Origin of the sequence: Klebsiella sp. BIGb0149, from assembly GCF_004362605.1 — a bacterium.
Classification (GTDB): Bacteria; Pseudomonadota; Gammaproteobacteria; order Enterobacterales; family Enterobacteriaceae; genus Klebsiella; species Klebsiella terrigena.
Map to the genome: position 1 here is coordinate 236,217 of NZ_SNYG01000003.1, position 26,073 is coordinate 262,289.

Annotated in this window: 29 protein-coding genes; 18 read left to right on the forward strand and 11 right to left on the reverse strand. The window is 58.2% G+C overall.

All coding sequences use genetic code 11. The features are described 5' to 3' along the window. Nucleotide 1 precedes the first annotated feature (1 nt). The 3 genes from EDF75_RS12940 (at nt 2) to EDF75_RS12950 (ending at nt 2,642) form a co-directional block, all read left to right on the forward strand. On the forward strand, nt 2-1,201 hold the full coding sequence (locus EDF75_RS12940) for an MFS transporter (protein ID WP_133599685.1): 1,200 nt from the start codon (nt 2-4) through the stop codon (nt 1,199-1,201). Nucleotides 1,202-1,500: 299 nt separating this feature from the next. Continuing rightward, complete coding sequence (locus EDF75_RS12945) at nt 1,501-2,073, forward strand: cytochrome b (RefSeq protein WP_128878120.1); 573 nt, start codon at nt 1,501-1,503, stop codon at nt 2,071-2,073. Beyond that, the gene (locus EDF75_RS12950; protein WP_041145653.1) at nt 2,070-2,642 is read left to right on the forward strand and encodes a YceI family protein; all 573 of its coding nucleotides are present in this window, start codon (nt 2,070-2,072) and stop codon (nt 2,640-2,642) included. Before EDF75_RS12945 ends, EDF75_RS12950 begins: the two co-directional genes overlap by 4 nt. Before the next feature lie 307 nt (nt 2,643-2,949). Here the strand turns inward: EDF75_RS12950 and mgtS are convergent, their stop codons facing one another. The 3 genes from mgtS to ftrA all read right to left on the reverse strand — a co-directional run bounded on the left by mgtS (nt 2,950) and on the right by ftrA (nt 4,499). Further along, entirely contained in the window at nt 2,950-3,045 is a 96-nt protein-coding gene (gene mgtS / locus EDF75_RS12955; protein WP_004102377.1) for a protein MgtS, read from the reverse strand. A 171-nt stretch (nt 3,046-3,216) separates the two neighbouring features. After that, the gene (locus EDF75_RS12960; protein ID WP_041145651.1) at nt 3,217-3,432 is read right to left on the reverse strand and encodes a DUF4177 domain-containing protein; all 216 of its coding nucleotides are present in this window, start codon (nt 3,430-3,432) and stop codon (nt 3,217-3,219) included. 53 nt (nt 3,433-3,485) lie between these two features. After that, nucleotides 3,486-4,499, reverse strand: coding sequence for a transcriptional regulator FtrA (gene ftrA / locus EDF75_RS12965; protein ID WP_133599686.1), 1,014 nt, complete (start codon nt 4,497-4,499; stop codon nt 3,486-3,488). Between the two features lie 68 nt (nt 4,500-4,567). On the opposite strand from ftrA, the gene EDF75_RS12970 reads away from it, so the two are divergent. From EDF75_RS12970 to urtE, 7 genes are all read left to right on the forward strand, one after another. Then, on the forward strand, nt 4,568-4,960 hold the full coding sequence (locus EDF75_RS12970; RefSeq protein ID WP_133599687.1) for a rhodanese-like domain-containing protein: 393 nt from the start codon (nt 4,568-4,570) through the stop codon (nt 4,958-4,960). A gap of 195 nt (nt 4,961-5,155) precedes the next feature. Beyond that, nucleotides 5,156-6,259 (forward strand): cobalamin-independent methionine synthase II family protein, encoded by a 1,104-nt coding sequence (locus tag EDF75_RS12975; protein WP_133599688.1) that lies wholly within the window; start codon nt 5,156-5,158, stop codon nt 6,257-6,259. 174 nt (nt 6,260-6,433) lie between these two features. After that, nucleotides 6,434-7,705: an urea ABC transporter substrate-binding protein gene (gene urtA, locus EDF75_RS12980; protein ID WP_041145647.1), complete on the forward strand. Its 1,272-nt coding sequence runs from the start codon at nt 6,434-6,436 to the stop codon at nt 7,703-7,705. A gap of 98 nt (nt 7,706-7,803) precedes the next feature. Then, on the forward strand, nt 7,804-9,369 hold the full coding sequence (gene urtB / locus EDF75_RS12985) for an urea ABC transporter permease subunit UrtB (RefSeq protein ID WP_133599689.1): 1,566 nt from the start codon (nt 7,804-7,806) through the stop codon (nt 9,367-9,369). Beyond that, nucleotides 9,369-10,442 carry an urea ABC transporter permease subunit UrtC gene (urtC, locus tag EDF75_RS12990; RefSeq protein ID WP_133599690.1) on the forward strand — a complete coding sequence of 358 codons (1,074 nt, stop codon included), beginning with the start codon at nt 9,369-9,371 and terminating at the stop codon, nt 10,440-10,442. Before urtB ends, urtC begins: the two co-directional genes overlap by 1 nt. Continuing rightward, complete coding sequence (gene urtD, locus EDF75_RS12995) at nt 10,442-11,239, forward strand: urea ABC transporter ATP-binding protein UrtD (protein WP_133599691.1); 798 nt, start codon at nt 10,442-10,444, stop codon at nt 11,237-11,239. Before urtC ends, urtD begins: the two co-directional genes overlap by 1 nt. A 9-nt stretch (nt 11,240-11,248) precedes the next feature. Continuing rightward, complete coding sequence (gene urtE, locus EDF75_RS13000; RefSeq protein WP_133599692.1) at nt 11,249-11,947, forward strand: urea ABC transporter ATP-binding subunit UrtE; 699 nt, start codon at nt 11,249-11,251, stop codon at nt 11,945-11,947. 48 nt (nt 11,948-11,995) lie between these two features. Here urtE and EDF75_RS13005 read toward each other — a convergent pair whose 3' ends face one another. Continuing rightward, the gene (locus tag EDF75_RS13005) at nt 11,996-12,466 is read right to left on the reverse strand and encodes an XRE family transcriptional regulator (RefSeq protein WP_133599994.1); all 471 of its coding nucleotides are present in this window, start codon (nt 12,464-12,466) and stop codon (nt 11,996-11,998) included. Nucleotides 12,467-12,582: 116 nt separating this feature from the next. Further along, nucleotides 12,583-13,779: an efflux MFS transporter YdeE gene (ydeE, locus tag EDF75_RS13010; RefSeq protein WP_133599693.1), complete on the reverse strand. Its 1,197-nt coding sequence runs from the start codon at nt 13,777-13,779 to the stop codon at nt 12,583-12,585. 194 nt (nt 13,780-13,973) lie between these two features. Here ydeE and eamA point away from each other — a divergent pair, with 194 nt between their 5' ends. Next, a complete protein-coding gene (gene eamA / locus EDF75_RS13015; protein ID WP_133599694.1) occupies nt 13,974-14,873 on the forward strand; it encodes an O-acetylserine/cysteine exporter in 900 nt (299 codons plus the stop codon). 43 nt (nt 14,874-14,916) lie between these two features. Here eamA and marB read toward each other — a convergent pair whose 3' ends face one another. The 3 genes from marB to marR are packed head-to-tail and all read right to left on the reverse strand — an operon-like array spanning nt 14,917 to nt 15,986. Continuing rightward, on the reverse strand, nt 14,917-15,123 hold the full coding sequence (marB, locus tag EDF75_RS13020; RefSeq protein ID WP_045858245.1) for a multiple antibiotic resistance protein MarB: 207 nt from the start codon (nt 15,121-15,123) through the stop codon (nt 14,917-14,919). A gap of 30 nt (nt 15,124-15,153) precedes the next feature. Then, the gene (marA, locus tag EDF75_RS13025; protein WP_004862191.1) at nt 15,154-15,534 is read right to left on the reverse strand and encodes an MDR efflux pump AcrAB transcriptional activator MarA; all 381 of its coding nucleotides are present in this window, start codon (nt 15,532-15,534) and stop codon (nt 15,154-15,156) included. A gap of 17 nt (nt 15,535-15,551) precedes the next feature. Beyond that, nucleotides 15,552-15,986, reverse strand: a complete 435-nt coding sequence (marR, locus tag EDF75_RS13030) for a multiple antibiotic resistance transcriptional regulator MarR (protein ID WP_041145638.1) — start codon at nt 15,984-15,986, stop codon at nt 15,552-15,554. 215 nt (nt 15,987-16,201) lie between these two features. Between marR and EDF75_RS13035 the strand changes: the two genes are divergently transcribed. Next, nucleotides 16,202-16,870, forward strand: coding sequence for a MarC family NAAT transporter (locus EDF75_RS13035; protein ID WP_133599695.1), 669 nt, complete (start codon nt 16,202-16,204; stop codon nt 16,868-16,870). Between the two features lie 64 nt (nt 16,871-16,934). On the opposite strand, the gene EDF75_RS13040 is transcribed toward EDF75_RS13035, so the two are convergent. Then, entirely contained in the window at nt 16,935-18,131 is a 1,197-nt protein-coding gene (locus EDF75_RS13040; RefSeq protein WP_045858241.1) for a sugar transporter, read from the reverse strand. 200 nt (nt 18,132-18,331) lie between these two features. Here EDF75_RS13040 and EDF75_RS13045 point away from each other — a divergent pair, with 200 nt between their 5' ends. Next, nucleotides 18,332-19,123, forward strand: a complete 792-nt coding sequence (locus EDF75_RS13045) for a PhzF family phenazine biosynthesis protein (RefSeq protein WP_133599696.1) — start codon at nt 18,332-18,334, stop codon at nt 19,121-19,123. Between the two features lie 76 nt (nt 19,124-19,199). Here EDF75_RS13045 and EDF75_RS13050 read toward each other — a convergent pair whose 3' ends face one another. After that, on the reverse strand, nt 19,200-20,144 hold the full coding sequence (locus EDF75_RS13050; protein ID WP_133599697.1) for an L-lactate dehydrogenase: 945 nt from the start codon (nt 20,142-20,144) through the stop codon (nt 19,200-19,202). 145 nt (nt 20,145-20,289) lie between these two features. Here EDF75_RS13050 and EDF75_RS13055 point away from each other — a divergent pair, with 145 nt between their 5' ends. After that, nucleotides 20,290-20,772, forward strand: a complete 483-nt coding sequence (locus tag EDF75_RS13055; RefSeq protein WP_133599698.1) for a GNAT family N-acetyltransferase — start codon at nt 20,290-20,292, stop codon at nt 20,770-20,772. Here EDF75_RS13055 and ptrR read toward each other — a convergent pair. Continuing rightward, nucleotides 20,726-21,604, reverse strand: coding sequence for a putrescine utilization regulator PtrR (ptrR, locus tag EDF75_RS13060; protein WP_095103407.1), 879 nt, complete (start codon nt 21,602-21,604; stop codon nt 20,726-20,728). The two genes, EDF75_RS13055 and ptrR, sit on opposite strands and share 47 nt — an antisense overlap. A gap of 118 nt (nt 21,605-21,722) precedes the next feature. Here ptrR and sad point away from each other — a divergent pair, with 118 nt between their 5' ends. From sad to EDF75_RS13080, 4 genes are all read left to right on the forward strand, one after another. Further along, nucleotides 21,723-23,108 (forward strand): succinate-semialdehyde dehydrogenase, encoded by a 1,386-nt coding sequence (sad, locus tag EDF75_RS13065; RefSeq protein ID WP_133599699.1) that lies wholly within the window; start codon nt 21,723-21,725, stop codon nt 23,106-23,108. Between the two features lie 79 nt (nt 23,109-23,187). Further along, on the forward strand, nt 23,188-24,114 hold the full coding sequence (glsB, locus tag EDF75_RS13070) for a glutaminase B (protein ID WP_133599700.1): 927 nt from the start codon (nt 23,188-23,190) through the stop codon (nt 24,112-24,114). Beyond that, nucleotides 24,114-24,479 carry a DUF4186 domain-containing protein gene (locus tag EDF75_RS13075; RefSeq protein WP_133599701.1) on the forward strand — a complete coding sequence of 122 codons (366 nt, stop codon included), beginning with the start codon at nt 24,114-24,116 and terminating at the stop codon, nt 24,477-24,479. The genes glsB and EDF75_RS13075 overlap by 1 nt, the downstream gene beginning before the upstream one ends. 115 nt (nt 24,480-24,594) lie before the next feature. Further along, nucleotides 24,595-26,007: a GGDEF domain-containing protein gene (locus tag EDF75_RS13080; protein ID WP_166646175.1), complete on the forward strand. Its 1,413-nt coding sequence runs from the start codon at nt 24,595-24,597 to the stop codon at nt 26,005-26,007. The last annotated feature ends 66 nt before the right edge of the window (nt 26,008-26,073 follow it).

Here is a 26,073-nt window from a genome sequence, read left to right on the forward strand (position 1 = left end):
TATGTCACCGATCGCACCGACGTTTAATCATAAAGCCCTCATGCGGATAGCCGCTGTAATGGCTTTTATCCAGTTCGCTAATGCGCTGGAATATATGATGTTCAACCCTATTTTTGCTTTTATGGCAGCCGATTTCGCCGTTCCCGTCTCCTTCTCAGGCTACGTATCCGGTATGTACACCGCAGGTGCCGTCCTTTCGGGAATTATCGCCTTTTACCGGATTGGTCGTTTCAATAAGAAACGTTTTTTAATTGCCAATATGGCGCTGTTAGGCCTGCTAACACTTTTGACTACCTTCACCGCCAGTTTTAGTCTTCTGCTGACGCTACGATTCTGTGCAGGATTAGTTGGAGGTACGACAATGGGCGTGGGGATAAGTATATTGATAAACAACGCCCCGATGCATTTGCGCGGAAAGATGCTGGCGACGGTCATTGCGTCATTTTCGCTGGTAAGCATTGTAGGCATGCCCACGATATTATTTTTGTGTGCGCATTATGGCTGGCATGTCGCTTTGTGGTTAATTAGTACGCTTTGTTTGTTGGCATTACCGCTGATTGTATTCATCATACCCCAGGACCCCGTCTCTTTTGACAGGCTCCCCGCACAGCCTCTCGATGCGGATACTTTACTGTTTGCCTCCAGCAATGCGCTTGTCCAGTTTAGTCCCATGCTGGTTATTCCGGTTCTGGTACCCTTAATCACCCAGCAGATGGGCGCTTCGCAAGACCTGTTGCCCTGGCTGTTCTTCGTCGGGGGGATGACAGGCTACCTGTCTACAAAAATTACCGGCGTGCTAACTTCCCGTTTTTCCGCTTTGACGCTGGCTAGCGGGTCAACCATCGTCTTTATACTGAGTTTGCTAATACCCATTCTCGGCTATCAGCATGCGGCGTTATTTATGACGTTATTTCTCGGTGCATCCTACAGTCGCCTGGTTTCATCTTCGGCGGTGGCGATTCAGTTTCCTGATGACGGGCAGCGCGCTGGATTCTCTTCATTACAGACATCAATAATGTATCTGATTACAACCGGCGCATTTTTCCTGTCCGCTTTGTTATTACCTGAGCACGGCATGGGACCACAAAATATGAACAAGCTGCTGGTGATATGTGCAATTTCCGCAGCAGGGTTGCCAATTATCGTTATCATCCTGCAAAAGAAACTGGCTAAACGGACTCTCCGGCCTGACCTCCTTTGAACGGCTCAAATGTTTATGTCTATCCGCGCCGCTGTCTGGCTGTGAAACGCTCTCCGGGCTTAAACAAAGAAATGAATGTTTTCTTGAGTTTATGTAAGCGTAATTTACGTAAATAAATAAAAGATTAAAAAGGAAGCATCTTCTTTAATTGTGTATGCGGAATATTTGTAAGAGAAACTTAGGTTTGAACAATAAATTTGAATGCCAATAAAAATTCACATTAAGGTTAACTTAATGATTGATTTATTAATTAAATGAAGTCATTTTGTGTTTTTTGTTACATGAAAGAGTCTGGGTAAATGCGTCTGATAAACTCACAATCAGCTTATGGTTTTATATCCATAACCCTGCACTGGCTCACGGCTGCTGTGGTGTATGGGATGTTCGCGCTCGGGCTGTGGATGGTGACGTTAGGATATTATGATACCTGGTACCATAAAGCTCCGGATATCCATAAAGGGATCGGTATCCTTTTGATGATGGGGCTAATCATCCGGGTGTTATGGCGGTTTATATCCTCTGCGCCTCAGCCGTTAAAAAGCTATTCAAAGATAACTCGCATAGGTGCCGGTTTCGTTCACGCGTTACTTTATCTGGCACTGTTCACTATTGTTATTAGCGGCTACCTCATATCCACAGCCGATGGCAAACCGATAACCGTCTTTGGCTGGTTTTCTGTACCCGCGTTCATATCTGACGCCGCGATACAGGCTGATACTGCGGGCGTAATACACCTGTGGGTTGCATGGGGCGTCGTGGTGGTATCCATTCTTCATGGCCTGATGGCAATTAAGCACCATTTTATTGATAAAGACGCAACGCTGCTCAGAATGCTGGGTAAAACGTCAATACACTCTGGAGTGAAAAAATGAAAAAACACCTGCTGGGACTTTCGCTGTTTACCGCTTTGTTCGTTTCAGGCTCTGCTTTAGCGGCGGATTATAAGATTGATAAAGAGGGCCAACATGCATTTGTAAACTTTAAAATAAAACATCTCGGCTATAGCTGGCTGTACGGGACATTTAAAGATTTTGATGGCACCTTCACCTATGACGAAAGTAACCCATCGGCGGATAAGGTTAACGTTAAAATTGCTACCGGCAGTCTGGACACCAATCATGCTGAACGTGACAAACATCTGAGAGGGGCCGATTTCCTCAATACGGGCAAGTTCCCTGAGGCGACGTTTGTATCGACGGCGGTCAAAAAGAGCGGTGAGAAGCTGGAGATTACGGGTGATTTGACGCTGAACGGCGTTACCCGGCCCGTTGTTCTGGATGCGAAACTTATTGGTCAGGGCGATGACCCGTGGGGTGGCAAGCGTGCCGGATTTGAGGCCACTGGCAGCATCCACCTCAAAGACTTCAATATTAAAAGCGACCTGGGCCCGGCCTCACAGGATGTCGAGCTTATTATCTCCGTAGAAGGCGTCCAGCAGTAATTGAATAAATCCCGGACATAACAAGTCCGGGGTTGACGTCGTTATACAGGTACTCTTTCCCTGTAATACCTGAGTAACTATTTATTGCTCGTATTTTCAGACAGGGACATTTTAAGACAATCAGCGTGATAAAAGGAGCTATAGGGATGCAGCTAAAATATATCTAAAACACGAATGGAAGACGCGGGTTCGGTACTATCGACATTGCTTTCGTTCTGGGTGGTAATCGGCAGAGCGCAATAAAGCAGAACGCCCCTTGATGCATTAGCAGCAAGGGGCGTTTAAGGGTGGGGATTATCGTCGTTCATCAGTCATCCCATTTGTGGCTTAGATACGCAGCAAGAAATCCGAAGAACAGAATGGTTCCCAGTACTGCCATAAATACATGCATATTTCCCAGCATGATTAACCTCCATTGAGTTTTTATTTGCGCTAAGGTTGTCCTTATTGAACAGGGGGTACGGTTGTTGAAGCTATAGTAGCCGGCGCAACTTCAACCGGATGTTAACAAAAGGTATTATTTAAGATCTCAATAATGACGCCCGCGGCGGAAGCGGGCGGGAGAAGAGGGGGATCAGAGGGCGCGTTCAAGTACGAAAAGATAGGCTTCCCGTGACCAGAAAAGGCCGGTGCGGCGCCTTTCCACGGACATCGTTTTCACTTCCCAGCCCTGCATGGTGTATTCATTCAGAAAACGGCTCATCTTATCGGGGTCGGCTTTAGCCTCGCCGAAAAACATACTTCCCAGTATCCCTTCCTTATAAAGCACCACGCGACACTCTTTTTTCATTGGAACCAGCTCCTTGCGTTAGATAAACAAATTAAAGCTATTGTGCTCTGCCGCTACGGTTTTACAACCGCGGGGGCAGAAAACTTCTTGCGATACTGTAACGGGCTGAGGGCAAACTGCTGGCGAAAATGATGGCGCAGGGCGCCGGCATTGGCAAAGCCGCAAAGCTCGGCGATCTTCTCCACGCTAAGCCGGGTGTCGCTGAGGTGCTGCGTGGCGCGCAGCAAACGCTCATCCAGCAGCCAGCGCGCGGGGGTTTTGCCGGTTGCCGCCTCAAAGCGGCGTAAAAAGGTCCGCGGGCTCATGCCGACGCGCTGCGCCAGCGAGGCGACGCTGTGGCTGACCGCCAGCTGCTGATGCAGAAAATCGAACAGCAGCCCCAGACGCTGGCTTTCCCGCGCCTTCGCCACCGGACGGACAACCTGCTGGGCCTGGGCACCGTCGCGGTGCGGGGAGATAACCAGCCTGCGGGCAACCGTATTCGCCGCATCAATGCCGTAGTCTTCGCGCACCAGATGCAGACATAAATCAATTCCGGCGGCGCTGCCGGCCGATGTCATGACGTTTTCGTCGCCGACGTACAGCACGTCGTCGATGACCTCTATCTGCGGATAGCGCTGGCGCAGCTGGTCGGTATAGCGCCAGTGGGTGGTTGCCCGGCGTCCGTCGAGCAGGCCGGCGGCGGCAAGCACGAATACGCCGGAGCAAATCGAGATGATGCGGCAGCCGCGGGCGCGGGCGGCAACCAGCGCCGCGCAGAGCGCTGCGGGAACCGGGGCATCAATTCCGCGCCAGCCGGGGACCACAATGGTCTCCGCGCTGCTGAGCAGGTCCATGCCGCCATCGGCCATCAGCCGTATACCGCCGGTCGCGCGAAGCTCGCCGCTGTCGACGGCCGCTACCGCAAACTGATACCAGCCGGCGCCCATTTCCGGGCGCGGCAGGCCGAAGATCTCGACCGCCACGCCAAATTCAAAGGTACAGAGGCCGTCGTAGGCCAGCGCAACCACCCGTTTCGGTGACAACGTCACGGTTGGAATTGGCATGATTTCAGCGTTTTCTGTCATGGTTGCCAGCGGATAAGAGAGTGAAGGTGTCATTAAATAAGTGGTATCACAGACAAGGAGAATACGCCATGAGTGTTGTTACCGAATTTACCCCTGCCGCACCCGCCGAAGCCGCCGCCTGGTTCGGCAAAAAGCTGGGTCTTGAAACAGATTGTGCTGACGTCCACCGGGCGATGAGCGAAGGCGAGGCCGATTTTGTCCTGCTGCACGTCGTCGGCAGTGCGGAAACTTTTGCCCGCCGCCACCTTCCCGGGGCGCTGCATATTCCGCACCGGCACATTGATGCCGCCAGAATGAGCGAATGGCCGATGGAGACGCTGTTCGTGGTTTACTGCGCCGGCCCGCACTGCAACGGCGCGGACGCCGCGGCGCTGCGGCTGGCGCTGCTGGGTAGACCGGTGAAGATGATGATCGGCGGCCTGACCGGCTGGCAGGATGAAGGGCTGCCTTTCGCCGACTAAGCCGGGCGGCGGTCAGCCTCTGGAGAGTAAGCTGACCGCTGGATGAAAATATTTCATCAACCATGAAATTTTCTCGTTTGCCGATCGACATGCTGCGTGCCAGTATTTGGACATATAGCCATCCAGAAGTCTATAAATTCAAATAATGAACTATCACGGTGGGCAACTAAACCGGCCTGCCGCTAAGGAGACACCATGCAACGCTCACAGGCCCCGTTCCGCGCTGATATTGTCGGCAGCTTCCTCCGTCCAAACGCCATTAAGCTGGCGCGTCAGCAGTTTACCGAAGGTGCTATCGATGGCGTGCAGCTGCGCCGGGTGGAGGATGAAGCGATTCGCCAGCTGGTACAGCAGCAGTGCGACTGCGGCCTGCACGTGGTGACCGACGGGGAGTTTCGTCGCGCGTGGTGGCACTTTGATTTCTTTGACGGCCTGCAGGGCGTCGAGCGCTACGATTCGGACCACGGCATCCAGTTCAACGGCGTGCAGACCCGGGCGCACGGCATTCGGGTGACCGGCAAGCTGGCGTTTGGCGAACATCCGATGCTGAAAGACTTCCGCTTTCTGCAAAGCATCAGCGGCGACGCGCAGCCAAAAATGACCATTCCCAGCCCGAGCGTGCTGCATTTCCGCGGCGGACGCAAAGATATTGATTCCACCGTCTATCCGGACCTCGCCGGCTATTTTGCCGACCTGGCGACCACCTGGCGCGACGCGATCCGCGCGTTCTATGACGCCGGCTGCCGCTATCTGCAGCTGGACGATACCGTCTGGGCCTACCTGTGCTCCGACGAACAGCGCCAGCAGGTGCGCGACCGTGGGGAAGACCCTGACGAGCTGGCGCGGATCTATGCCCGGGTGCTCAACCAGGCCCTCGAAGGCAAGCCGGATGATTTAACCGTCGGTCTGCACGTCTGCCGGGGCAACTTCCGCTCCACCTGGATCTCCGAAGGCGGCTACGAGCCGGTCGCGGAAGTGCTGTTCGGCAGCGTCAATATCGATGCGTTCTTCCTTGAGTACGATAACGACCGCTCCGGCGACTTTGCGCCGCTGCGCTTTATCCGCCCTGGCCATCAGCAGGTGGTGCTGGGGCTCATCACCACCAAGAACGGCGAGCTGGAAAATCCTGAAGGGGTGAAGGCGCGGCTGGCGGAGGCGGCGCAGTACGTTTCGCTGCAGCAAATTTGCCTCAGCCCGCAGTGTGGCTTCGCCTCTACCGAAGAGGGAAATGCGCTGACCGAGTCCCAGCAGTGGGATAAAGTCCGCCTGGTCACCGGGCTCGCCGCTCAGGTCTGGTAACCTCTCTTCTTAGCGCAGCGTTGCACCGTTTTGAGGCAACGCTGCGCCTCCCGTTTTACGCTCCCGCCGCGCGCCGCGCGTTCAGGTTGTTTTGCAACCTGGCATCGTTTTTGCCTTATCACTTCCGGTTAGTCGTTAATTCATATTTTGTTTTTGCGATATTCAGGAGTGAACATGCAGCGTCGAACACTATTAAAAGCTTTTGCACTCTCCGCCTCTGTCATCAGCATGGGCTACACCTTCCCGGCTTTTGCCGCCGACACCATTAAGGTCGGCATTATGCATTCGCTCTCCGGGACGATGGCCATCTCCGAAACGCCGCTCAAAGACGTCGCGCTGATGGCGATCGACGATATTAACGCCAAAGGCGGCGTGCTGGGCAAAAAGCTCGAACCGGTGGTGGTGGACCCGGCCTCGAACTGGCCGCTGTTTGCGGAAAAAGCCCGCCAGCTGCTGACTCAGGACAAGGTGGCGGCGGTCTTTGGCTGCTGGACCTCGGTATCGCGTAAATCGGTTCTGCCGGTCTTCGAGGAGCTCAACGGACTGCTGTTCTACCCGGTACAGTACGAAGGCGAAGAGATGTCGCCGAACGTCTTCTATACCGGCGCGGCGCCAAACCAGCAGGCTATCCCGGCGGTGGAGTACCTGCTGAGCGAGGACGGCGGCGGGGCGAAACGCTTCTTCCTGCTGGGGACGGACTACGTCTATCCGCGCACCACCAACAAGATCCTGCGCGCCTTCCTGCACGCCAAAGGGATTCAGGATAAGGATATCGAAGAGGTCTACACCCCGTTTGGCTACAGCGATTACCAGACCATCGTCGCCAATATTAAGAAATTTTCTGCCGGCGGCAAAACCGCGGTGGTCTCGACCATCAACGGTGACTCCAACGTTCCGTTCTATAAAGAGCTGGCGAACCAGGGACTGAAGGCTACCGATGTCCCGGTGGTTGCCTTCTCGGTGGGGGAAGAGGAGCTGCGCGGCATCGATACCAAACCGCTGGTCGGTAACCTCGCGGCGTGGAACTACTTTGAGTCGGTCGACAACCCAACCAACAAACAGTTCGTGGCCGACTACCGCGCCTATGCAAAAGCCCACAAGCTGCCGAACGCCGATACCGTGGTCACCAACGACCCGATGGAAGCCACCTGGGTTGGGCTGCACATGTGGGCTCAGGCGGTGACCAAGGCCGGTACGACCGATGTGGACAAGGTTCGCGCAGCGATGGCCGGGCAAACGTTCAAAGCGCCGTCCGGCTTTACCTTAACCATGGATGCCACCAACCATCATCTGCATAAGCCGGTGATGATCGGTGAAATCGAAGGCAACGGTCAGTTCAACGTCGTCTGGCAGACCGACGACGCGGTGCGCGCCCAGCCGTGGAGCCCGTGGATCGCCGGTAACGATAAGAAGCCCGACCATCCGGTAAAAACCGTCAGCAACTAAACGTCACTTAGCGTCACCTTCCCGGGCTACGGCCCGGGCGGGTGGAACGCGCATTAACGAGCGTACGGGTGACCCGGAACGCCACAAGGAGAGCAATCATGAAGGCGCTGCGCATCATGGGTTACTACTTCGCGCTGCTGGTGATGATTTTGCCGTGGCGCGCGCAGGCGGCGGACGCGGATGATTTCGTAACGGCAAATCGCAGCCAGCAGGCGCGACTGCTCGAGCAGTGGGCCGCCGCTCCGCAGGCCCAGCGTCTGCCGCTGCTGCGCGCCTTAGCGGCGGAAACGCTGCAGGTTGATAGCAGCGGCCACGCCTTCAGCAACCAGCAGGCGCTGGGCGCGGCGGCGGAACCTTCAGGCACCCCCAAACCGGTGCGGCTCACCAACCGCCTGCGCAACCTGGCCGCCGGCGCGCTGGCCACGCACCTGCTGGTGAGTGACAGTGTCACTGAAAGAGCGGCGGCGGTGAAGATCCTCCAGCGGGAAGCTACCCCCGAAATGAGCGGTCTGCTGCAGCAGCGGCTGGCGGCAGAAACGGATGACGGAATCAAAACGCAGCTGGAGATGGCGCTGGCTCGCCTTCAGCTGAGCAGCCCTGCCAGAGAGCTGCGGCTGGCGGCGGTTGAGCGGCTGGGCCACTCCGCCGACCCCGAAACGCAGGCGCTGCTGATGCCCTTTACCGATGCGCAGCATGAGCCTGATGCCGGCGTACGCAGCGCGGCGGCCGACAGCCTGAGCCAGATTAAGCAGCGGCTGCTGCTCGGGGAAATTCTCGGCCAGGCCTTTATGGGGCTGTCGCTTGGTTCGGTGCTGCTGCTGGCGGCGCTGGGGCTGGCCATCACCTACGGGCTGCTGGGGGTCATCAATATGGCCCACGGCGAAATGTTGATGATAGGGGCCTACAGCTGCTGGCTGGTGCAGCAGGCTTTGTCCCAGTTCGCCCCGCAGTGGCTGGCGCTCTATCCGCTGATTGCGCTGCCGGTGGCCTTTCTGGTCACCGCCGGGATCGGCATGGCGCTGGAGCGTACCATTATTCGTCATCTCTACGGGCGCCCGCTGGAAACGCTGCTGGCGACCTGGGGGATCAGCCTGATGCTCATTCAGCTGACGCGGATGCTGTTTGGCGCGCAAAACGTCGAGGTGGCGAACCCGGCGTGGCTCTCCGGCGGCATGCAGGTGCTGCCCAACCTGATCCTGCCGTGGAACCGGCTGGCGGTGCTTGGCTTTGTGATCCTCGTTCTGTTCTTTACCTGGCTGATTCTGAATAAAACCCGTCTGGGCATGAACGTGCGGGCGGTGACGCAGAACCGGGCCATGGCCGCCTGCTGCGGCGTGCCGACCGGCCGGGTCGATATGCTGGCGTTTGGCCTCGGCTCCGGGATCGCGGGCCTGGGCGGCGTCGCGCTGTCGCAGCTCGGCAACGTCGGTCCGGAGCTCGGTCAGGGCTACATCATCGACTCGTTTCTGGTGGTGGTGCTGGGCGGCGTCGGTCAGCTGGCGGGAAGCGTGGTGGCGGCGTTTGGCCTCGGGATCTTTAACAAAATCCTCGAGCCGCAGCTGGGCGCGGTGCTGGGCAAAATTCTGATCCTGGTGCTGATTATTTTGTTTATCCAGAAACGCCCGCAGGGGCTGTTCGCGTTAAAAGGCAGGGTGATTGACTGATGAGCCAACCGATGACCTTACGACTTGCGCGCAACGCGCCGCGGCCGCTGCGGTGGCTTGGGGCGCTGGTGATAATCGCGCTGCTGAGCATGCCGTTTCTGGCGCTGCTGCCTCAGTCGCATCCGCTGGCGGTGCCGACCTGGCTGCTGACCCTGACCGGCAAGATCCTCTGCTACGCCGTCGTTGCGGTGGCGCTGGACCTGGTGTGGGGCTATGCCGGCATGCTGTCGCTGGGCCACGGCATCTTCTTTGCGCTGGGCGGCTATGCGATGGGCATGTATCTGATGCGTCAGGCGGCCGGCGACGGTCTGCCGGCGTTTATGTCCTTCCTGTCGTGGACCGAGCTGCCGTGGTTCTGGTGGGGAACCCAGCACTTTGCCTGGGCGATGCTGCTGGTGGTGCTGGTTCCCGGGCTGCTGGCGCTGGTGTTCGGCTGGTTTGCCTTTCGCTCCAAAATCAAAGGGGTCTACTTCTCGATAATGACCCAGGCGCTGACCTACGCCGGCATGCTGCTCTTTTTCCGCAACGAGACCGGCTTCGGCGGCAACAACGGTTTTACCGGTTTCACCACGCTGCTCGGCTTTTCCGTCACCGCGACCGGCACCCGCGCGGCGCTGTTTATGGCGACGGTACTGCTGCTGCTGTTAACGCTGTGGATAGGCTTTCGCCTGGCGACCAGCAAGTTTGGCCGTATTCTGACGGCGGTGCGCGACGCCGAAAACCGGCTGATGTTCTGCGGCTACGACCCGCGCGGCTTTAAGCTGCTGGTGTGGACGCTCTCCGCCGTGCTGTGCGGGCTGGCGGGGGCGCTGTATGTCCCGCAGGTGGGGATTATTAACCCTGGCGAAATGTCGCCCACCAACTCGATTGAGGCTGCCATCTGGGTGGCGCTCGGCGGCCGCGGAACCTTAGTCGGCCCGGTGCTGGGCGCGGGGCTGGTCAACGGCGCGAAAAGCTACTTTACGATGGCGATCCCGGAGTACTGGCAGCTGTTTCTTGGACTGATTTTTATCATCGTCACGCTCTTTTTACCGCGTGGGGTGATTGGCCTGCTGCGTAAAGGAGATCGCTGATGCAACCGGATGACGGCCTGTTTACCCGCCAGCTGCCGACGGATCGCTTTCGCCAGCAAACCGACCCGGTGCTGCAGCTGGAAAAGATTAACGTCAACTTCGACGGCTTCCAGGCGCTAACCGACCTCTCGCTGCAGATTGGCGTGGGCGAGCTGCGATGTATTATCGGGCCCAACGGCGCCGGAAAAACTACCCTGATGGACGTGATTACCGGTAAAACCCGGCCGCAGAGCGGCAGGGCGCTGTACGATCAGTCCATCGACCTGATGTCCCTTGACCCGATAGCCATTGCCCGCCAGGGGATCGGGCGCAAGTTTCAAAAGCCGACGGTCTTTGAAGCGCTGACGGTGGCTGAAAATCTCGAGCTGGCGCTGAAAAGCGATAAATCGGTCTGGGCCAGCCTGCGCGCGCGGCTGAGCGGGGAGCAGGAGGATCGCATCAGCGAGACTCTGCGCCTGCTGCGCCTCGATGGCGAGCGCGGGCGGCAGGCGGGGCTGCTGTCGCACGGGCAGAAGCAGTTCCTTGAAATCGGCATGCTGCTGGTGCAGGAGCCGCACCTGCTGCTGCTGGATGAGCCCGCCGCCGGCATGACCGATGCCGAAACCGAGTACACCGCCGAGCTGTTCCGCACCCTCGCCGGAGAGCACTCCCTGATGGTGGTTGAACACGATATGGGATTCGTTGAAACGATTGCCGACCGGGTAACCGTGCTGCATCAGGGTCAGGTGCTGGCGGAAGGCTCGCTGCGCGAGGTGCAGGCCAACGAACAGGTGATTGACGTTTATCTTGGACGCTAAGGAGCGCCGATGCTGCAGGTTAACCAGTTACATCAATACTACGGCGGCAGCCATATTCTGCGCGGCGTCGATTTTGCCGCCCGGCCGGGGGAGATTACCTGCCTGCTGGGGCGCAACGGCGTCGGAAAAACCACGCTGCTGAAGTGCCTGATGGGGCTGGTCCCGGCGCGCAGCGGCGAGGTGATATGGCAGGATAAGACCATCACGGCGCGTAAGCCCCACCAGCGCGTACAGGCCGGGATCGCCTATGTCCCGCAGGGGCGAGAGATCTTTCCCCGCCTTACCGTTGAAGAGAACCTGCTGATGGGCCTGTCGCGCTTTTCCGCCCGCGATGCGCGGCAGGTTCCGGAGGAGATCTATCAGCTGTTTCCGGTGTTAAAAACGATGAAGCAGCGCCGCGGGGGCGATCTCTCCGGCGGTCAGCAGCAGCAGCTGGCGATTGGTCGGGCGCTGGCCAGCCGGCCGCAGCTGCTGATCCTCGATGAGCCGACGGAAGGTATTCAGCCCTCGGTGATTAAGGAGATCGGCGAAGTTATCCGCCAGCTGGCGAACCGTGGCGATATGGCGATCCTGCTGGTCGAGCAGTTCTATGATTTTGCCGCAGCTCTTGCCGACCGCTACCTGGTGATGTCGCGAGGAGTGATTATTCAGCAAGGAAAGGGCGCGGATATGGAAGCCGAGGGCGTGCGCGGAATGGTGGCTATCTAAGCCGCAATAGCCGTTAAGCGCGGCGCCGGGCGTCGCGCTTAACGGAGTCTACTTACGTAATAATCGCTGCAGCCGGGCCTGGCGCCAGCTGCGGGTTACTCCGCCGAAGACAAACAGCCTGGCCGCTCTCATCAGCAGCAGCGCGCCCCAGATGGCAGCGACCCACGCTGACCAGTAGTTTTCGGGGCTGCTGACCCGGTTTAGCACCGCCAGCAGAACGCAAACCACCACCGCTACCGACAGCGAGCGAAAGAAGCGGCTCTCCTGATGGACCCGCTCTTTGGCTTCCTCAATGCGTAAATCGAGCGACTCTTCGTGACCGACGGGGGCGTCGTCGCTCAAACAGGCCACGTTAACCTCAAATACGGCGGCGAGGGCGCTGAGCGTTTCCAGGCCCGGGCGATCGCCGTTTTCGATGCGCTGAATGGTGCGTACGCTGACGCCGGCCAGTTCGGCCAGCTGCTCCTGAGACCATGCGCGCTGCAGACGTAACTGTTTAACCTGATTAATGCTGTTCATCATATCTATCTCCGGGTGAAACCTGAGATGCAGCGTGATGGTTTCCGCCGTCGGCCGCCACGATCCTCTCCCGACAGTAACCCGACACCGACCCGACAGCCCCGTGGCGGCAGGCTTCAGGCGCTGGCCACCGGATAACCTTTTTGCCGGGGAGGATTGTTCATGCCGCGGAAAATCATCAGCCACGCGGCGATAATCGCCACCATCAGCACCACAAACAGCGACCAGTGCGGCATATGGGTTAGAATCGCCCCGGTGATCATTGGATTAAACGCGGCGCCAAGCCAGCCTAACGACTGGGCGGAAAAATAGCTGGCCTTCATGCCCGCCGGCGCAATGTTGTCGATCAGCATATATTCTCCTGGCGCATAGATAACCTCGCCAAGGGTAAAAATCGCCGCCGACACGCCCCACAGCAGCAGGCTGCTGCCGGAAAGAATAAACCCGCCCAGCCCGATGACAAAGCATAGCGTACCGAAGGTCATCAGCGGGCGGATATTGCGCGCGTTCAGCCTGCGCCCGACGGCGTACTGCAGCGCCACCACCACCGCGGCGTTGACCGGCAGAACGACCGCTACCACTTTCTCGGCAAAGTCGCTGTCGGTGACCACCAGCACGTACTGGGAAATGCAGGAGGCGAAAGAGCCGCCGACAAACGACGCCAGCAGCCCGGAGAGCGTAAACCACATTAGCGCCCGATCGCGCAGCAGCACCGAGGGCGACCACGGGCTGGCGCTATCCGCAGCGATCGCCGCCGCTGTCCGCTGGACGAAGAGCTGGATAAACACCAGCGGAAACGCGGCGCAGGCCGCGGCCAGCCAGAACGGCAGGTTAATGCTGTGCATCACCAGCAGGGTGCCGAGCGGGGGCCCGACGGTCCAGCCGATATTGAGGAAGGTATAGTTGAGCGAGAAGATCCGCGCCTTCTTTTCCGGCGTCAGCACGTCGGCAAACCACGCCTTTAGCACGGTGGAGAAGACGGAATAGGCGCAGTTGATCAGGGCGAAGAAAAAGACCACCAGCGGAACGCTGTTTACCAGCGGGATCGCCACAAACCCGCAGATAAAGGCGGTCACGGCTACCAGCATATAGCGCTTTTTATCGAACTTATCGGCCAGAATGCCGAACCCCATGCTGAACACCACCCCGACCGTCAGGGCGATAGACATGGCATAGCCGATTTTATCTACCTCCAGCTGATACTGGCGGGTAAGAAAGATGGTCATAAAAGGGAGCGTCGCGCCGCGTCCGATGGTGAGCAGCAGCGATGAAGCCAGCAGCGCTATCGTTGAGCGCCTGAGGGTCGGTTTCATTTTTTCCTTGCCTGATAAATGTTATTTTTTTGTGGTGCTATTCACAAATAACATGGTCTTTCAGGCTTGTATAGCATTCCCCTATGTCGGAAGGGGCATTACGACCCTGCTAAAAATAATGATCTATCCGGATGACGATTTTTTCGTTACTTTGATTTCATTGATAAAAATTAGCGTAGTAACCGAGGCGGGGTATGACACGTAAAGACGGGCTGCTGGCACTGCTGGTGGTGGTCGTTTGGGGGCTTAATTTTGTGGTGATTAAGCTCGGGCTTCACAATATGCCGCCGCTGATGCTGGCGGGGCTGCGTTTTTTACTCGTCGCCTTCCCGGCGCTGCTGTTCGTGGCGCGGCCCAAAATTCCCCTGCACCTGCTGCTGGGCTACGGCCTGACGATAAGTTTTGGGCAGTTCGCCTTTCTGTTCTGCGCCATCGGCCTCGGCATGCCCGCCGGGCTGGCGTCGCTGGTGCTGCAGGCGCAGGCGTTCTTCACCATTATTCTCGGGGTGTTTACCTTCGGTGAACGCCTGCAGGGCAAGCAGCTGGCCGGCATCGCGCTGGCGATTTTCGGCGTGCTGGTGCTGGTAGAGGCGAGCCTCGGCGCCCAGCATGTGCCGGTGGTCGGGTTTATGCTGACCCTGGCGGCGGCGCTGAGCTGGGCCTGCGGGAACATCTTCAATAAGAAAATCATGTCGAGGCAGGAGAAGCCGCAGATCATGTCGCTGGTGGTGTGGAGCGCGCTGATCCCGGTGCTGCCGTTTATGCTGGCCTCATACCTGCTTGATGGCCCGCAAAAAATGGTCGCCAGCCTGGTGCAGATCGATCTGCTGACCGTGCTTTCGCTGCTCTATCTGGCGTTTATCGCCACGATTGTCGGCTACGGGATTTGGGGTTCGCTGCTCGGGCGCTACGAGACCTGGCGGGTGGCGCCGCTCTCGCTGCTGGTGCCGGTGGTCGGGATGGCCAGCGCCGCGCTGCTGCTTGGCGAAACCCTGAGCGGGCTGCAGCTCACCGGGGCGGTGCTGATTATGGCCGGGCTCTATATTAACGTCTTTGGCCTGCGGCGGGTTCGCGTCGGCGCTGCGCGGGGATAAAAAAAGCCCCGAATGTCGGGGCTATAAAACCGGAGTCGTGCGGTTAGTTGTAGTAGGGCACGCCTAGCTCATCTGACTTGTCGCTACCGGCAGCCATATGATTAAAATCAAACGGCGAATCGTTATGTTCGGAAGGCATTATCATCGCATCGCGGTGGTTATGGCGAACCGGAGTCGTGGTTTGCTCCGCATAGCTCTGGCCTGACGCCAGGGCTACCAGCACAAGGGCGGCGGAAGCGAATAGTTTCATGATTTCCTCAATACGTCTTTTTGCAGGCGATTAACAACAGTTGTTCAGTGGCATTAGATAGCGGGATTCACCCGGCATATTTGTCATGCGATATTTATGCGGCGGAACGTCGAAATAGTTTTTAAAGGTTCGGGTCAGCGTTTGCTGTGATTCAAATCCGTAGCGCTCCGCCAGGTAGAGAATCGGCTCGTTGCTCTGCTTGAGCTTCTGGGCGATCTCGGTCAGCTTGCGGCTGCGGATGTACTGGCCTAAGGAGTGACCGGTCTCTTTCTTGAACATTCTTTGCAGGTGCCATTTAGAGTAACCTGAGCGCTCAGACACTTTCTCCAGCGACAGCGGCGATTCCAGGTTATCTTCGATCCACGACAAAATACTATGGATAGTGATGGCGTCGTTATTGCGTCTGGACATCATCTTACCTCTTCTTATTACGGCAGGACTTTCTTGAGTAAATACTCAAGGGTGACCACTTCATCCGCCGACAGATTTTTTGTTAACTCCTGGTGCAATTTCTGACCCACAACCTGATGACATTGCTCACATAGCGCCGCGCCGTCTGGCGTTAGCTGCACCAGCACGCCGCGTTTGTCAGTGGGGTTGGGTAACCGTTCAATCCAGCCTTTACAGACCAGGCGATCGAGCATGCGCGTCATTGCGCCTGGGTCGACCGAGAGCACGGTTTTCAGCTCAACGGGGGTAATGCATACTTCGCAACGAATGGAACAGAGCACCCGGAACTGGGTGGAAGTGATATCCATCGGAGAGAGGTACTCGTTGAGCAGGCGATCTTTTTTCTGGTTAACCATCTGGATCAAGCGACCGAGGGGGATCATTTCGTTAAACAGGTCACTTGTGCTTTTCACAATGGTTGCCCAGGCAATTATTTAATTGCTGTGGATATTATTGCCTAGGCAACCATAAGTCAACCTGATGAATTTGCGGATGACACGATTTGCTAAAGCACGCCTGCGCAGGCGCTGCGAGGAAAATATCAGCGCTGGTATGATACCGACGACCAACGTTATACTCAGAGCGTAAAATTTTTAATTGTTTAATATTAACAGGGGCTTAATTAATCATGATGGAACTTTTTAAAGCGATAAGTCTGGGGCTGGTGGTGATTTTGCCGCTGGCAAACCCGCTCACGACCGTCGCATTGTTCCTCGGGCTGGCGGGCAACATGAACAACGCCGAGCGTAACCGACAATCGCTGATGGCCTCGGTATATGTCTTTATCATTCTGGCGGTGGCGTGGTATGCAGGCCAGGTGGTGATGAATACCTTCGGTATTTCAATCCCCGGTCTGCGTATCGCCGGCGGGCTAATCGTGGCCTTTATTGGTTTCCGGATGCTGTTTCCGCAGCAGAAGGCTCATCACTCCATGGAAGCCAAAATGAAATCGGAAGAGCTGCAGGACGAGCCGACGGCCAATATCGCCTTCGTGCCGCTGGCGATGCCGAGTACGGCGGGTCCCGGGACCATTGCGATGATCATCAGCTCGGCGTCGACGGTGAAACACGGCGTTGAGTTTCCGGAATGGGTGGTGCTGGCGGCGCCGCCAATCACCTTTGCGCTGGTGGCGCTGATTCTGTGGGCCAGCCTGCGCAGCTCCGGGGCGATTATGCGCATGGTCGGGAAGGGCGGCATCGAGGCGATCTCCCGCCTGATGGGCTTCCTGCTGGTGTGCATGGGCGTGCAGTTTATTATTAACGGGGTGCTGGAAATCATTACCACCTATCATGCCTGACGGGTGAACAGCCGATAAAAAAAGCCGGACAGCGCTGCGCTATCCGGCTTTTTTATTGCCGCTATCAGGAGTGGTGGGGCTGCTCTTCCAGCGACACCGGCCAGCGGCGGAAAATCATTACCGCCCAGACCAGCGCGACCAGCGCCGGAATGGCTCCGACGTAGCCGATAGAGGCCATCGACAGATGGGTGCTCACCTGGCTACCGACCAGCGCGCCGGCGCCGATACCGATATTAAAGATCCCCGAGAACAGCGACATCGCAACGTCGGTAGCATCCGGGGCCAGCGCCAGCACCTTAACCTGCATGCCGAGGCCGATAATCATAATCGCCACGCCCCAGAAGATGCTCAGCAGCATCAGGTGGTTGGCGTTTTGCGATGCCGGCAGCAGCAGCAGCAGACAGGCCAGCAGCAGGCCAATCGCCATATTAATCAGCCCCGAAGCGTGCTTATTGCCCATCTTGCCGAACAGCACGCTGCCGATAATCCCCGCGCCGCCGAGCACCAGCAGCAGTACGGTGGCAAAATTACCGCTCATACCGGCCACCGTCTGCACGAACGGCTCAATGTAGCTGTACGCGGTGTAGTGCGCCGTCACCACGATAGCGGTCAGCAGATAGATGCTGAGCAGCGCCGGGCGGCGAAACAGCAGCGGCAGGCTTTTCAGCGAGCCGGAGTGCTCGCTTGGCAGCTTCGGCAGCAGCTTGTAGAGACACACCAGCGTCACCAGCGCGCCGAGGCCGATGACCAGGAAGGTGGTACGCCAGCCGAAATATTGACCAACGATGCGGCCGATGGGAATACCAAAGACCATCGCCAGCGCGGTGCCGGTGGCGATCAGGCTCAGCGCCTGGGCGCGTTTTCCCGGCGGCGCCATGCGGATCGCCAGCGCCGAGGTAATGGACCAGAACACCGCGTGGGCGAAGGCGATACCGATACGGCTGATCACCAGCACGTTAAAGCTCCACGCAAAAAACGACAGCACGTGGCTGGCAATAAACAGAATAAACAGGCCGATCAGCAGTCGGCGGCGCTCCATCTGGCTGGTGAGCAGCATAAACGGCAGCGACATCAGGGCCACAACCCATGCGTAAATAGTCAGCATCATGCCGACCTGAGCGGTTTCCATCCCAAAGCTGCCGGCAATATCGGACAGCAGGCCGACCGGCGCGAATTCGGTGGTATTAAAGATAAAAGCGGCGATCGCCAGCGTGACTACCCGAAGCCACGCGACCCTGCGTGAAACCGTGTTTGTAATCATAGGTTTTGAACTAGTGCTTAGAGGAAGAAGAGGAGACGATCTTAAAACGATTGCTGCTGAAAATACAACCATTTTGTGATCTGCGTCTCATTATTCCGCCGCGGAGATAAAAGGGCTAACAGATTAATTTCTCTATAGATAGTGTACGAATCCCGCTTTTATGTCATGTTGAAGATAAGTAAAAAAAAAGGACTACAGCGATGCAGGAAATTGATTTTTATCTGGTAGATGCTTTCAGCGATCGTAACTTTGGCGGTAACGCCGCGGCGGTATGCCCGCTCACCGAGTGGCTGCCTGACGAGACGCTGCTGAAAATGGCCCAGCAGCATAATCAGTCGGAGACCGCCTTCTTCGTGCGTACCGATGAAGGCTATGAGCTGCGCTGGTTCACCACGCAGTATGAGATAAACCTGTGCGGCCACGCGACGCTGGCGGCCTCGCACGTTATTTTTGAATACCTTGACCATCCGTCCGCAACGATCGCGTTCAGCACCCGTTTTGTCGGCGAGCTGCGGGTGACGCGCAACGGCGACTGGCTGACCCTCGACTTCCCGGCGTGGTCGACGACGGAAGTTGCCAACCCCCCCGCCGAGCTGTTGGCCGGGTTGGGAATTAGCCACGCGCTGGACGTGCGGGTCGGGCGTGACTATCTGGTGGTGCTGGCGGATCGTCAGCAGGTTGAGGCCGTCCGTCCGGACATGCACCAGCTCCAGCGGCTCGGCAAGATGGTCTGCATCAGCGCGGCGGACGAGGAGTACGACTTCGTCAGCCGTTTCTTCTGTCCCGGCGAGGGCGTCGCCGAAGATCCGGTCACCGGCTCGGCTCACAGCATGCTGATCCCTTACTGGGGCGAGAGGCTTGGCAAAACGCAGATGCAGGCGCGTCAGGTATCGGCCCGCGGCGGAGATCTGCGCTGCCAGTGGCAGGGCGAGCGGGTGCTGATCGGCGGCCAGGCGGTCACCTACCTGATTGGCAAAATTGGCCTGCGCTAGCGTAATCTCGTGAAAGAGGCTGCCATGTCTCGTGGCGGCTGGCCTGGCTCCGCGCTGTCGGACGCCAGGCCATATCTTATTCGAGACGGGCGATATTGGCTTTTATCACCGCCACTGAATGACGGAACTTCTCGCTTTCCTCCGGCGCCAGCTGCAATTCTATAATCTGCTGCACGCCGTTTTGCGCCAGCACGGCCGGTACGCCGACCGCCGCGCCGCGAATGCCGTACTCGCCATCGAGAATGCAGGAGATGGCCAGCGCGCGGTGGCTACCGGTAAAGATATTGCGGCAAATCTCGGCGATGGTTCCGGCGACGCCATATTCGGTGCAGCCTTTACCGGCATAGATCTCAAACCCGAGTTTGCGCACCCGGTCGGCGATTTGCTGACGGTCCAGCGCCTTACCGGTATGTTTTTGGTAAACCTCGGCAATCGGCGAGCCGTACACCGACGAGTGGGACCACACCGGAAACTGGGTATCGCCATGTTCGCCGAGAATAAAAGCATCGATACTCTGGGCGCCAATATCCAGCGCCTGTGCCAGAACCCGGCGCAGGCGGGTGGTATCCAGCCAGACGCCGGTACCGATCACCTGGCCGCGCGGCAGGCCGGAAAGCTGCCACACCTGCCAGGTAATAATATCGCAGGGGTTGGTGGCAATCAGGAAGATACCGTTGAAACCGTTGGCCATCATACGCGGGACAATGCCGCGGACGATTTTCGCCGTACGGGCCAGCTCGTCCAGCCGACTCTCTCCCTCTTTCAGCGCGCCGCCGGAGACGGTGATCACCGCGATATCCACATCGGCGCAGTCGCTGGCATCGCGTACTGAAATGGCCATCATTCCCGGCATATAGGCGGCGGCGTCGCTAAGGTCCTGCGCGTGCGCCTGGGCCCGCGTTTTATCGAGATCGACGAGGATCAGCTCTTCGCAGATATTCTGGTTTAATAATGCATAGGCCGCCGAGGTGCCGACGTTGCCTGCGCCGATGATCATCACCTTGCGCGCTTTGCTATTCATGGTCCGTTCCTGATATCAACCGTCATGGCATAAAATTACTGCGGCTCAATTGGTTAGCGCAAGAGGATGCCGGAGGTATAAGTTAATGCTATGAGAAACGGCTGTATGCGCTGCGCTACAGTGGCTCAAAAAAAGGAGCTCGCCTATGTACACCATCGCCCCGACCACGTTATCCCATCCCGACCTGACCGCCCTGATTGCGCAACTGGACGCTTTCCAGGAGTCGCTCTATCCGGCGGAGAGTAACCACCTCGTTGACCTGAGCCAGCTAAAGGCGGAGTCGGTTATCGTGCTGCTTATCCGGGATGAAAACCAGCGGGCGGTGGGCTGCGGAGCTATCGTCCTCAGCGACGATGGCTTTGGCGAAATGAAGCGGGTGTTTATCGATCCTAACCATCGCGGGCAGATGCTGGGCGAACGGCTGCTGGAGGCGCTGGAAAGCGAGGCCCGCCGCCGCGACTGCCACACCGTACGCCTCGAAACCGGCATTTACCAGCAGGCCGCCGTCAGGCTCTATACCCGCAGCGGCTATCAAACGCGCAGCCCCTTTGCCCCCTATCAGGAAGACCCGCTGAGCCTGTTTATGGAGAAACTGCTCGTTGCCGATCTTCGTTCAGCAGCGCTATAAACGCCTCCAGCTGGCGGGTTTTCGCCCCGCGCCGCCACACCAGCCAGGTGGTTAGCCAGCGCCACTCTTCGGCCAGCGGCCAGGCGGAAACCTGCTGATGGCCGGGCATGCTCTCCAGCATGCTGCGCGGGATCAGCGCCAGCCCGGCGCCGGCAATCACGCACGCCAGCATGCCGTGATAGGACTCCATCTCGTGGATCCGCCCGGGGGTGGCGCGGTCGGCGTGAAACCAGCTTTCAAAATGCCGTCGGTAGGAGCAGTTAGCGCGAAACGCGTAAACGTTGACGCCGTTCACCTCGCTGGCGCGGGTAATGGGGGCATGACCCACGGGGGCGACGATCATCATCTCCTCCGGAAATACCGGCAGGCCTTCGAGGCCAGGGTGCACCAGCGGGCCGTCGATAAATGCCGCGCTCAGGGTACCTTCGAGCACGCCGTCAATCATATTGCCGGAAGGGCCGGTTGAGAGCGCCAGATGGATTTTCGGGTAGCGCTGGTTATAGAGCGCCAGCGCTGAAGGGATCCTGACCGCGGCGGTACTCTCCAGCGACCCGAGCGAAAATAGCCCCTGCGGCTCATCGCCGGCAACCACCATTCTTGCCTCGTCGACCAGCGCCAGAATCTGCTGGCTATAGCGCAGAAAGCTATGGCCGGCGGGAGAAAGGCGCAGGCGCTGGTTCTCGCGGATAAACAGCTCCACGCCGAGGTCGGCCTCCAGCTGGCGAATGCGGGTGGTGAGGTTCGAAGGGACGCGATGCACTTTCTGCGCGGCCTGGGTAATGCTGCCGGTGGCGGCGACGGCGTTGAACATCTCAAGCTGGGTCAGGTCCATAGCATTCTTCTTTTGTGAACGGGTTGCTTAATATTATTCATTTTCAATGAATGGAAGCGTAAGCCAGAATGAGGTCAGTTCGCAATCAACATTCGCCATCAACACAGAGAGAATAACGATGAATTTATCTGCAACTCATGCGGTTTCCGTGAACCCGACCACCGGTGAAATTGTGTCGTCTCTGCCCTGGGCTACTGAACAAGAGGTCGATGCGGCTATTGGTCTTGCGGAGCAGGGCTATCGCCAGTGGCGAGCCGCCAGCGTAGCCCAGCGCGCCGATGCGCTGCGTCAGGTCGGCAGCGTCCTGCGCAGCCGGGCGGAAGAGATGGCGCAGATGATAAGCCTGGAGATGGGCAAGCCGATTGCCCAGGCCCGCGGCGAAGTGACCAAATCGGCCAATCTCTGCGACTGGTATGCCGAGCACGGTCCGGCCATGCTGGCAACCGAAGCCACCCAGGTCGAAGAGAATAAGGCCGTTATCGAATACCGCCCGCTGGGCGCCATTCTGGCGATTATGCCGTGGAACTTTCCCCTGTGGCAGGTCCTGCGCGGCGCGGTACCGATCCTGCTGGCGGGCAACAGCTATCTGCTCAAGCACGCGCCAAACGTGATGGGCAGCGCGGCGCTGATCGGCGATATCTTCGCTCAGGCCGGGCTGCCGGCCGGCGTATTTGGCTGGGTTAACGCCACCAATGAAGGCGTATCGCAGACCATTAACGATCCGCGCATTGCCGCGGTGACGGTAACCGGCAGCGTCCGCGCCGGGAAGGCGATCGGCGCCCAGGCCGGCGCTGCGCTCAAGAAGTGCGTCCTGGAGCTCGGAGGGTCGGATCCGTTTATCGTGCTCAATGATGCCAGCCTCGACGAGGCGGTGAAGGCGGCGGTGATCGGACGCTACCAGAACACCGGGCAGGTGTGTGCGGCATCAAAGCGTTTTATTGTTGAAGCCGGAATCGCCGATGCGTTCAGCAAAAAATTCGTTGCCGCCGTTGAGGCGTTGAAAATGGGCGATCCGCGCGATGAGGCCAACTATCTTGGGCCGATGGCGCGTTTCGACCTGCGCGACGAGCTCCATCAGCAGGTGACGGCGACGCTGGCGGAAGGGGCGACCCTGCTGCTCGGCGGAGAAAAGGTTGCCGGCGCCGGTAACTACTATGCGCCGACGGTGCTGGGTAACGTGACCGCAGAAATGACCGGTTTCCGCCAGGAGCTGTTTGGCCCGGTTGCCACCATCACCGTGGCTCGCGACGCCGCGCACGCCCTCGAACTGGCTAACGACAGCGAATTTGGCCTGTCGGCCACCGTCTTTACCGCCAGTGATGAAGAGGCCGACCGCTTCTCCCGCCAGCTGGAGTGCGGCGGCGTCTTTATCAACGGCTACAGCGCCAGCGACGCGCGGGTGGCCTTTGGCGGCGTGAAGAAAAGCGGCTTCGGCCGCGAGCTCTCGCACTTTGGGCTGCATGAGTTCTGTAACGTGCAGACCGTATGGAAAGACCGCCGCTAATCGACGTAAGCGCCTGACGCCCGTCGCCGCGCTCTGCTATACTCGCAGCCCGAATTTGGTTGTGGGCAAGGAGCCGGGTGTGGCGACGGTCATCAATAATGCAATGCTGGATGCAATTCTGGCAGAAATCAGGTCGCTGATTGGGCGCGGCAAGGTGGCGGACTACATTCCGGCGCTGGCCAGCGTGAGCGGCAATAAGCTTGGCATCGCGATCTGCACGGTTGACGGGCAGCACTATTTTGCCGGTGACGCCCATGAGCGTTTTTCCATTCAATCCATCTCTAAAGTGCTCAGTCTGGTGGTGGCGATGAACCACTACCAGGAGGAGGAGATCTGGCAGCGGGTGGGCAAAGATCCCTCCGGCCAGCCGTTTAACTCGCTGCTGCAGCTGGAAATCGAGCAGGGAAAACCGCGCAATCCCTTTATTAACGCCGGGGCGCTGGTGGTGTGCGATATGCTGCAAAGCCGCCTCAGCGCGCCGCGCCAGCGGATGCTGGAAATTGTCCGACGCCTGAGCGGCGTGGCGGATATCGCCTACGACCCGCTGGTGGCGCGCTCCGAGTTTGAGCATTCGGCGCGCAATGCGGCGATTGCCTGGCTCATGAAGTCCTTCGGTAATTTTCATAACGACGTCGCCACGGTGCTGCAAAACTATTTCCACTACTGTTCGCTGGAGATGAGCTGCGTTGAGCTGGCGCGCACCTTTCTGTTCCTCGCCGATCGCGGCATGGCGCCGCATCTCGATACTCCGGTGATCGCACCGATTCAGTCGCGCCAGGTTAATGCCCTGATGATGACCAGCGGGATGTATCAAAACGCCGGGGAGTTTGCCTGGCGCGTCGGGCTGCCGGCAAAATCGGGCGTGGGCGGCGGGATCGTGGCGATCGTTCCTCAGGAGATGGCCATTGCGGTATGGAGCCCGGAGCTGGACCAGGCCGGGAATTCGCTGGCCGGGATTGCGGTACTGGAGAAACTCACGCAGAAGGTGGGAAGGTCGGTATTCTGATGGATACGATAAACGGTTTATTTAGCCGGCTGCAGCGGTCGGCCTTTCGCTCCCGCTTTAAGCTGGGAATAAAAGAGCGGCAATACTGTTTCGATAAAGGCGCGGAGACGATTGACCAGCACGCGGTGGATTTTATTGCCCGCCGGCTGGCGCCGGCGAATATCCCGAACGACGGCAAGCAAACGCCGATGCGCGGTCATCCGGTATTTATCGCTCAGCACGCCACCGCCACCTGCTGTCGCGGCTGCCTCGAAAAGTGGCACGCGATCCCGCCTGGCCGGGCGCTGAGCGCCGACGAGCAGCGCTACGTTGTGCAGGTTATTCACCATTGGCTGGTGCTGCAGATGAATTCTCCCGGCCATTGATAGTGCGCAATAATCAGGCATAGGTATGCCTGATAAATATTCTCATGCTATGATAATCCGCTAACTAATTATTAACATAATAATTGCCTGAAACAATTAGACGGATAATTACTGAATGTCTTCACTGTCGATTCGGTCATTCACGCTGTTTCGTGAGGAGCAGCCCGTGCGTGATGCGCTGGTGCTATTCACATTAACGCTGCTGCTTCATTTCTTTGGCGCCATGCTGCGCCTGGTGCAGGAACTCTCGTTTTTCTGGCCGCTGAATGCCGTGATGGCAGGGATCTTCGCGCGTTACGTCTGGCTAAACCGCAGCTATTTTTACGCGGTTTGCTTTGCCGCGATGCTGGTTTATGACGGCTTAACCTCGCGCTGGGGAATGGGCTTTGCTTCGCTGCTGATTAATTTCTCCAATATTGTCTTTATTGTGACCCTGGCGCAGCTGGTGCTGTGGGATAAACGGCGCGCCGATTCTATGCCCGGGCCGATTAATGCGCTGAGCCTGTTTTGCTATTGCCTGCTGGCGGCGCTGCTGTGCGCGGCCGTCGGCGCGCTGGGTTCGGTGGACGTCGAGCGTGCCACCTTTATTCCTCAGCTGGCGGACTGGTTTAGCGAGCAGTTCTCGACCGCGGTGCTGATCCTGCCGTTTATTCTGACCCTGACGCTGCCTTCGGCGCTCGGCGCCTTCCGTTTCCGCCAGCTTCTGCCGGTTATCGCGCTGGTACTGTCGATTATTCTCGGGGTTAGCGTGGGCGGAGCAGGGAGCATCACCTTCCCGCTGCCGGCGCTGATCTGGTGCGCCATTCGCTATCCGCTGCCGCTGACCTGCCTGCTGACGTTTATCACCGGCATCAGCGAAATTCTGCTGGTGGCAAACTCGCTGATTCATCTCTCTCCCGACGCGCGGATGCAGCCGTGGCAGCTCTTCTCCACCCGTCTTGGCATCGCCGCGATGCTGATTAGCCCGGTGATCGTCGCCTCAAGCGTGGAAGCCATTAATAACCTGGTGAAACAGCTGGCGCTGCGCGCCGATTTTGATTTCCAGACGCGCGTTTACTCACGCTCCGGGCTCGGCGAGGCGCTGAAGCGGCAGCCGCTGGCGGAAGGGCAGCTATTGACCGTAATGGTGCTGGATATTGACGGCTTTAAGCGGGTCAACGACAGCTGGGGGCACGAGTGCGGCGATTGCGTTCTCGCGCAGTTTGCCCAGCAGGTGCGCCAGCTGGCGGGCGAGCAGGGAATGGTGGCGCGCATCGGCGGGGAGGAGTTCGCCGTGGCGACCCTGACCTCATCGATGCAGGAGAGCCAGGCGCTGGCGGAGAAAATCCGCCAGGGCGTTGAGGCGCAAACCTTTGTCTGGGGCCAGAATCAGATCCGCCTGACCGTGAGCATGGGGCTGGAGTTGCGTCAGGTCGGGAACGAGCGGATAACCGAACTCTTTAATCAGCTGCTGATGGCCGCCGACGACTATCTGGTGAGCGCCAAGAAAGCGGGGCGCAATCGCGTTTGTACCCCCGGACTGGCCTGAAGACGGTAATAAGAAAAAACGATAGTGATTTTTCTTGTGTTAAATTTAGGTTAAAAACATAGTGAT

Excerpts from the sequence above, each read along its gene's own strand:
- EDF75_RS12940 (WP_133599685.1), top strand. The coding sequence starts at position 2 with ATGTCACCGATCGCACCGACGTTTAATCATAAAGCCCTCATGCGGATA.
- EDF75_RS12945 (WP_128878120.1), top strand. The coding sequence starts at position 1,501 with ATGCGTCTGATAAACTCACAATCAGCTTATGGTTTTATATCCATAACC.
- EDF75_RS12950 (WP_041145653.1), top strand. The coding sequence starts at position 2,070 with ATGAAAAAACACCTGCTGGGACTTTCGCTGTTTACCGCTTTGTTCGTT.
- mgtS (WP_004102377.1), bottom strand. The coding sequence starts at position 3,045 with ATGCTGGGAAATATGCATGTATTTATGGCAGTACTGGGAACCATTCTG.
- EDF75_RS12960 (WP_041145651.1), bottom strand. The coding sequence starts at position 3,432 with ATGAAAAAAGAGTGTCGCGTGGTGCTTTATAAGGAAGGGATACTGGGA.
- ftrA (WP_133599686.1), bottom strand. The coding sequence starts at position 4,499 with ATGACAGAAAACGCTGAAATCATGCCAATTCCAACCGTGACGTTGTCA.
- EDF75_RS12970 (WP_133599687.1), top strand. The coding sequence starts at position 4,568 with ATGAGTGTTGTTACCGAATTTACCCCTGCCGCACCCGCCGAAGCCGCC.
- EDF75_RS12975 (WP_133599688.1), top strand. The coding sequence starts at position 5,156 with ATGCAACGCTCACAGGCCCCGTTCCGCGCTGATATTGTCGGCAGCTTC.
- urtA (WP_041145647.1), top strand. The coding sequence starts at position 6,434 with ATGCAGCGTCGAACACTATTAAAAGCTTTTGCACTCTCCGCCTCTGTC.
- urtB (WP_133599689.1), top strand. The coding sequence starts at position 7,804 with ATGAAGGCGCTGCGCATCATGGGTTACTACTTCGCGCTGCTGGTGATG.
- urtC (WP_133599690.1), top strand. The coding sequence starts at position 9,369 with ATGAGCCAACCGATGACCTTACGACTTGCGCGCAACGCGCCGCGGCCG.
- urtD (WP_133599691.1), top strand. The coding sequence starts at position 10,442 with ATGCAACCGGATGACGGCCTGTTTACCCGCCAGCTGCCGACGGATCGC.
- urtE (WP_133599692.1), top strand. The coding sequence starts at position 11,249 with ATGCTGCAGGTTAACCAGTTACATCAATACTACGGCGGCAGCCATATT.
- EDF75_RS13005 (WP_133599994.1), bottom strand. The coding sequence starts at position 12,466 with ATGAACAGCATTAATCAGGTTAAACAGTTACGTCTGCAGCGCGCATGG.
- ydeE (WP_133599693.1), bottom strand. The coding sequence starts at position 13,779 with ATGAAACCGACCCTCAGGCGCTCAACGATAGCGCTGCTGGCTTCATCG.
- eamA (WP_133599694.1), top strand. The coding sequence starts at position 13,974 with ATGACACGTAAAGACGGGCTGCTGGCACTGCTGGTGGTGGTCGTTTGG.
- marB (WP_045858245.1), bottom strand. The coding sequence starts at position 15,123 with ATGAAACTATTCGCTTCCGCCGCCCTTGTGCTGGTAGCCCTGGCGTCA.
- marA (WP_004862191.1), bottom strand. The coding sequence starts at position 15,534 with ATGTCCAGACGCAATAACGACGCCATCACTATCCATAGTATTTTGTCG.
- EDF75_RS13035 (WP_133599695.1), top strand. The coding sequence starts at position 16,202 with ATGATGGAACTTTTTAAAGCGATAAGTCTGGGGCTGGTGGTGATTTTG.
- EDF75_RS13040 (WP_045858241.1), bottom strand. The coding sequence starts at position 18,131 with ATGATTACAAACACGGTTTCACGCAGGGTCGCGTGGCTTCGGGTAGTC.
- EDF75_RS13045 (WP_133599696.1), top strand. The coding sequence starts at position 18,332 with ATGCAGGAAATTGATTTTTATCTGGTAGATGCTTTCAGCGATCGTAAC.
- EDF75_RS13050 (WP_133599697.1), bottom strand. The coding sequence starts at position 20,144 with ATGAATAGCAAAGCGCGCAAGGTGATGATCATCGGCGCAGGCAACGTC.
- EDF75_RS13055 (WP_133599698.1), top strand. The coding sequence starts at position 20,290 with ATGTACACCATCGCCCCGACCACGTTATCCCATCCCGACCTGACCGCC.
- ptrR (WP_095103407.1), bottom strand. The coding sequence starts at position 21,604 with ATGGACCTGACCCAGCTTGAGATGTTCAACGCCGTCGCCGCCACCGGC.
- sad (WP_133599699.1), top strand. The coding sequence starts at position 21,723 with ATGAATTTATCTGCAACTCATGCGGTTTCCGTGAACCCGACCACCGGT.
- EDF75_RS13075 (WP_133599701.1), top strand. The coding sequence starts at position 24,114 with ATGGATACGATAAACGGTTTATTTAGCCGGCTGCAGCGGTCGGCCTTT.
- EDF75_RS13080 (WP_166646175.1), top strand. The coding sequence starts at position 24,595 with ATGTCTTCACTGTCGATTCGGTCATTCACGCTGTTTCGTGAGGAGCAG.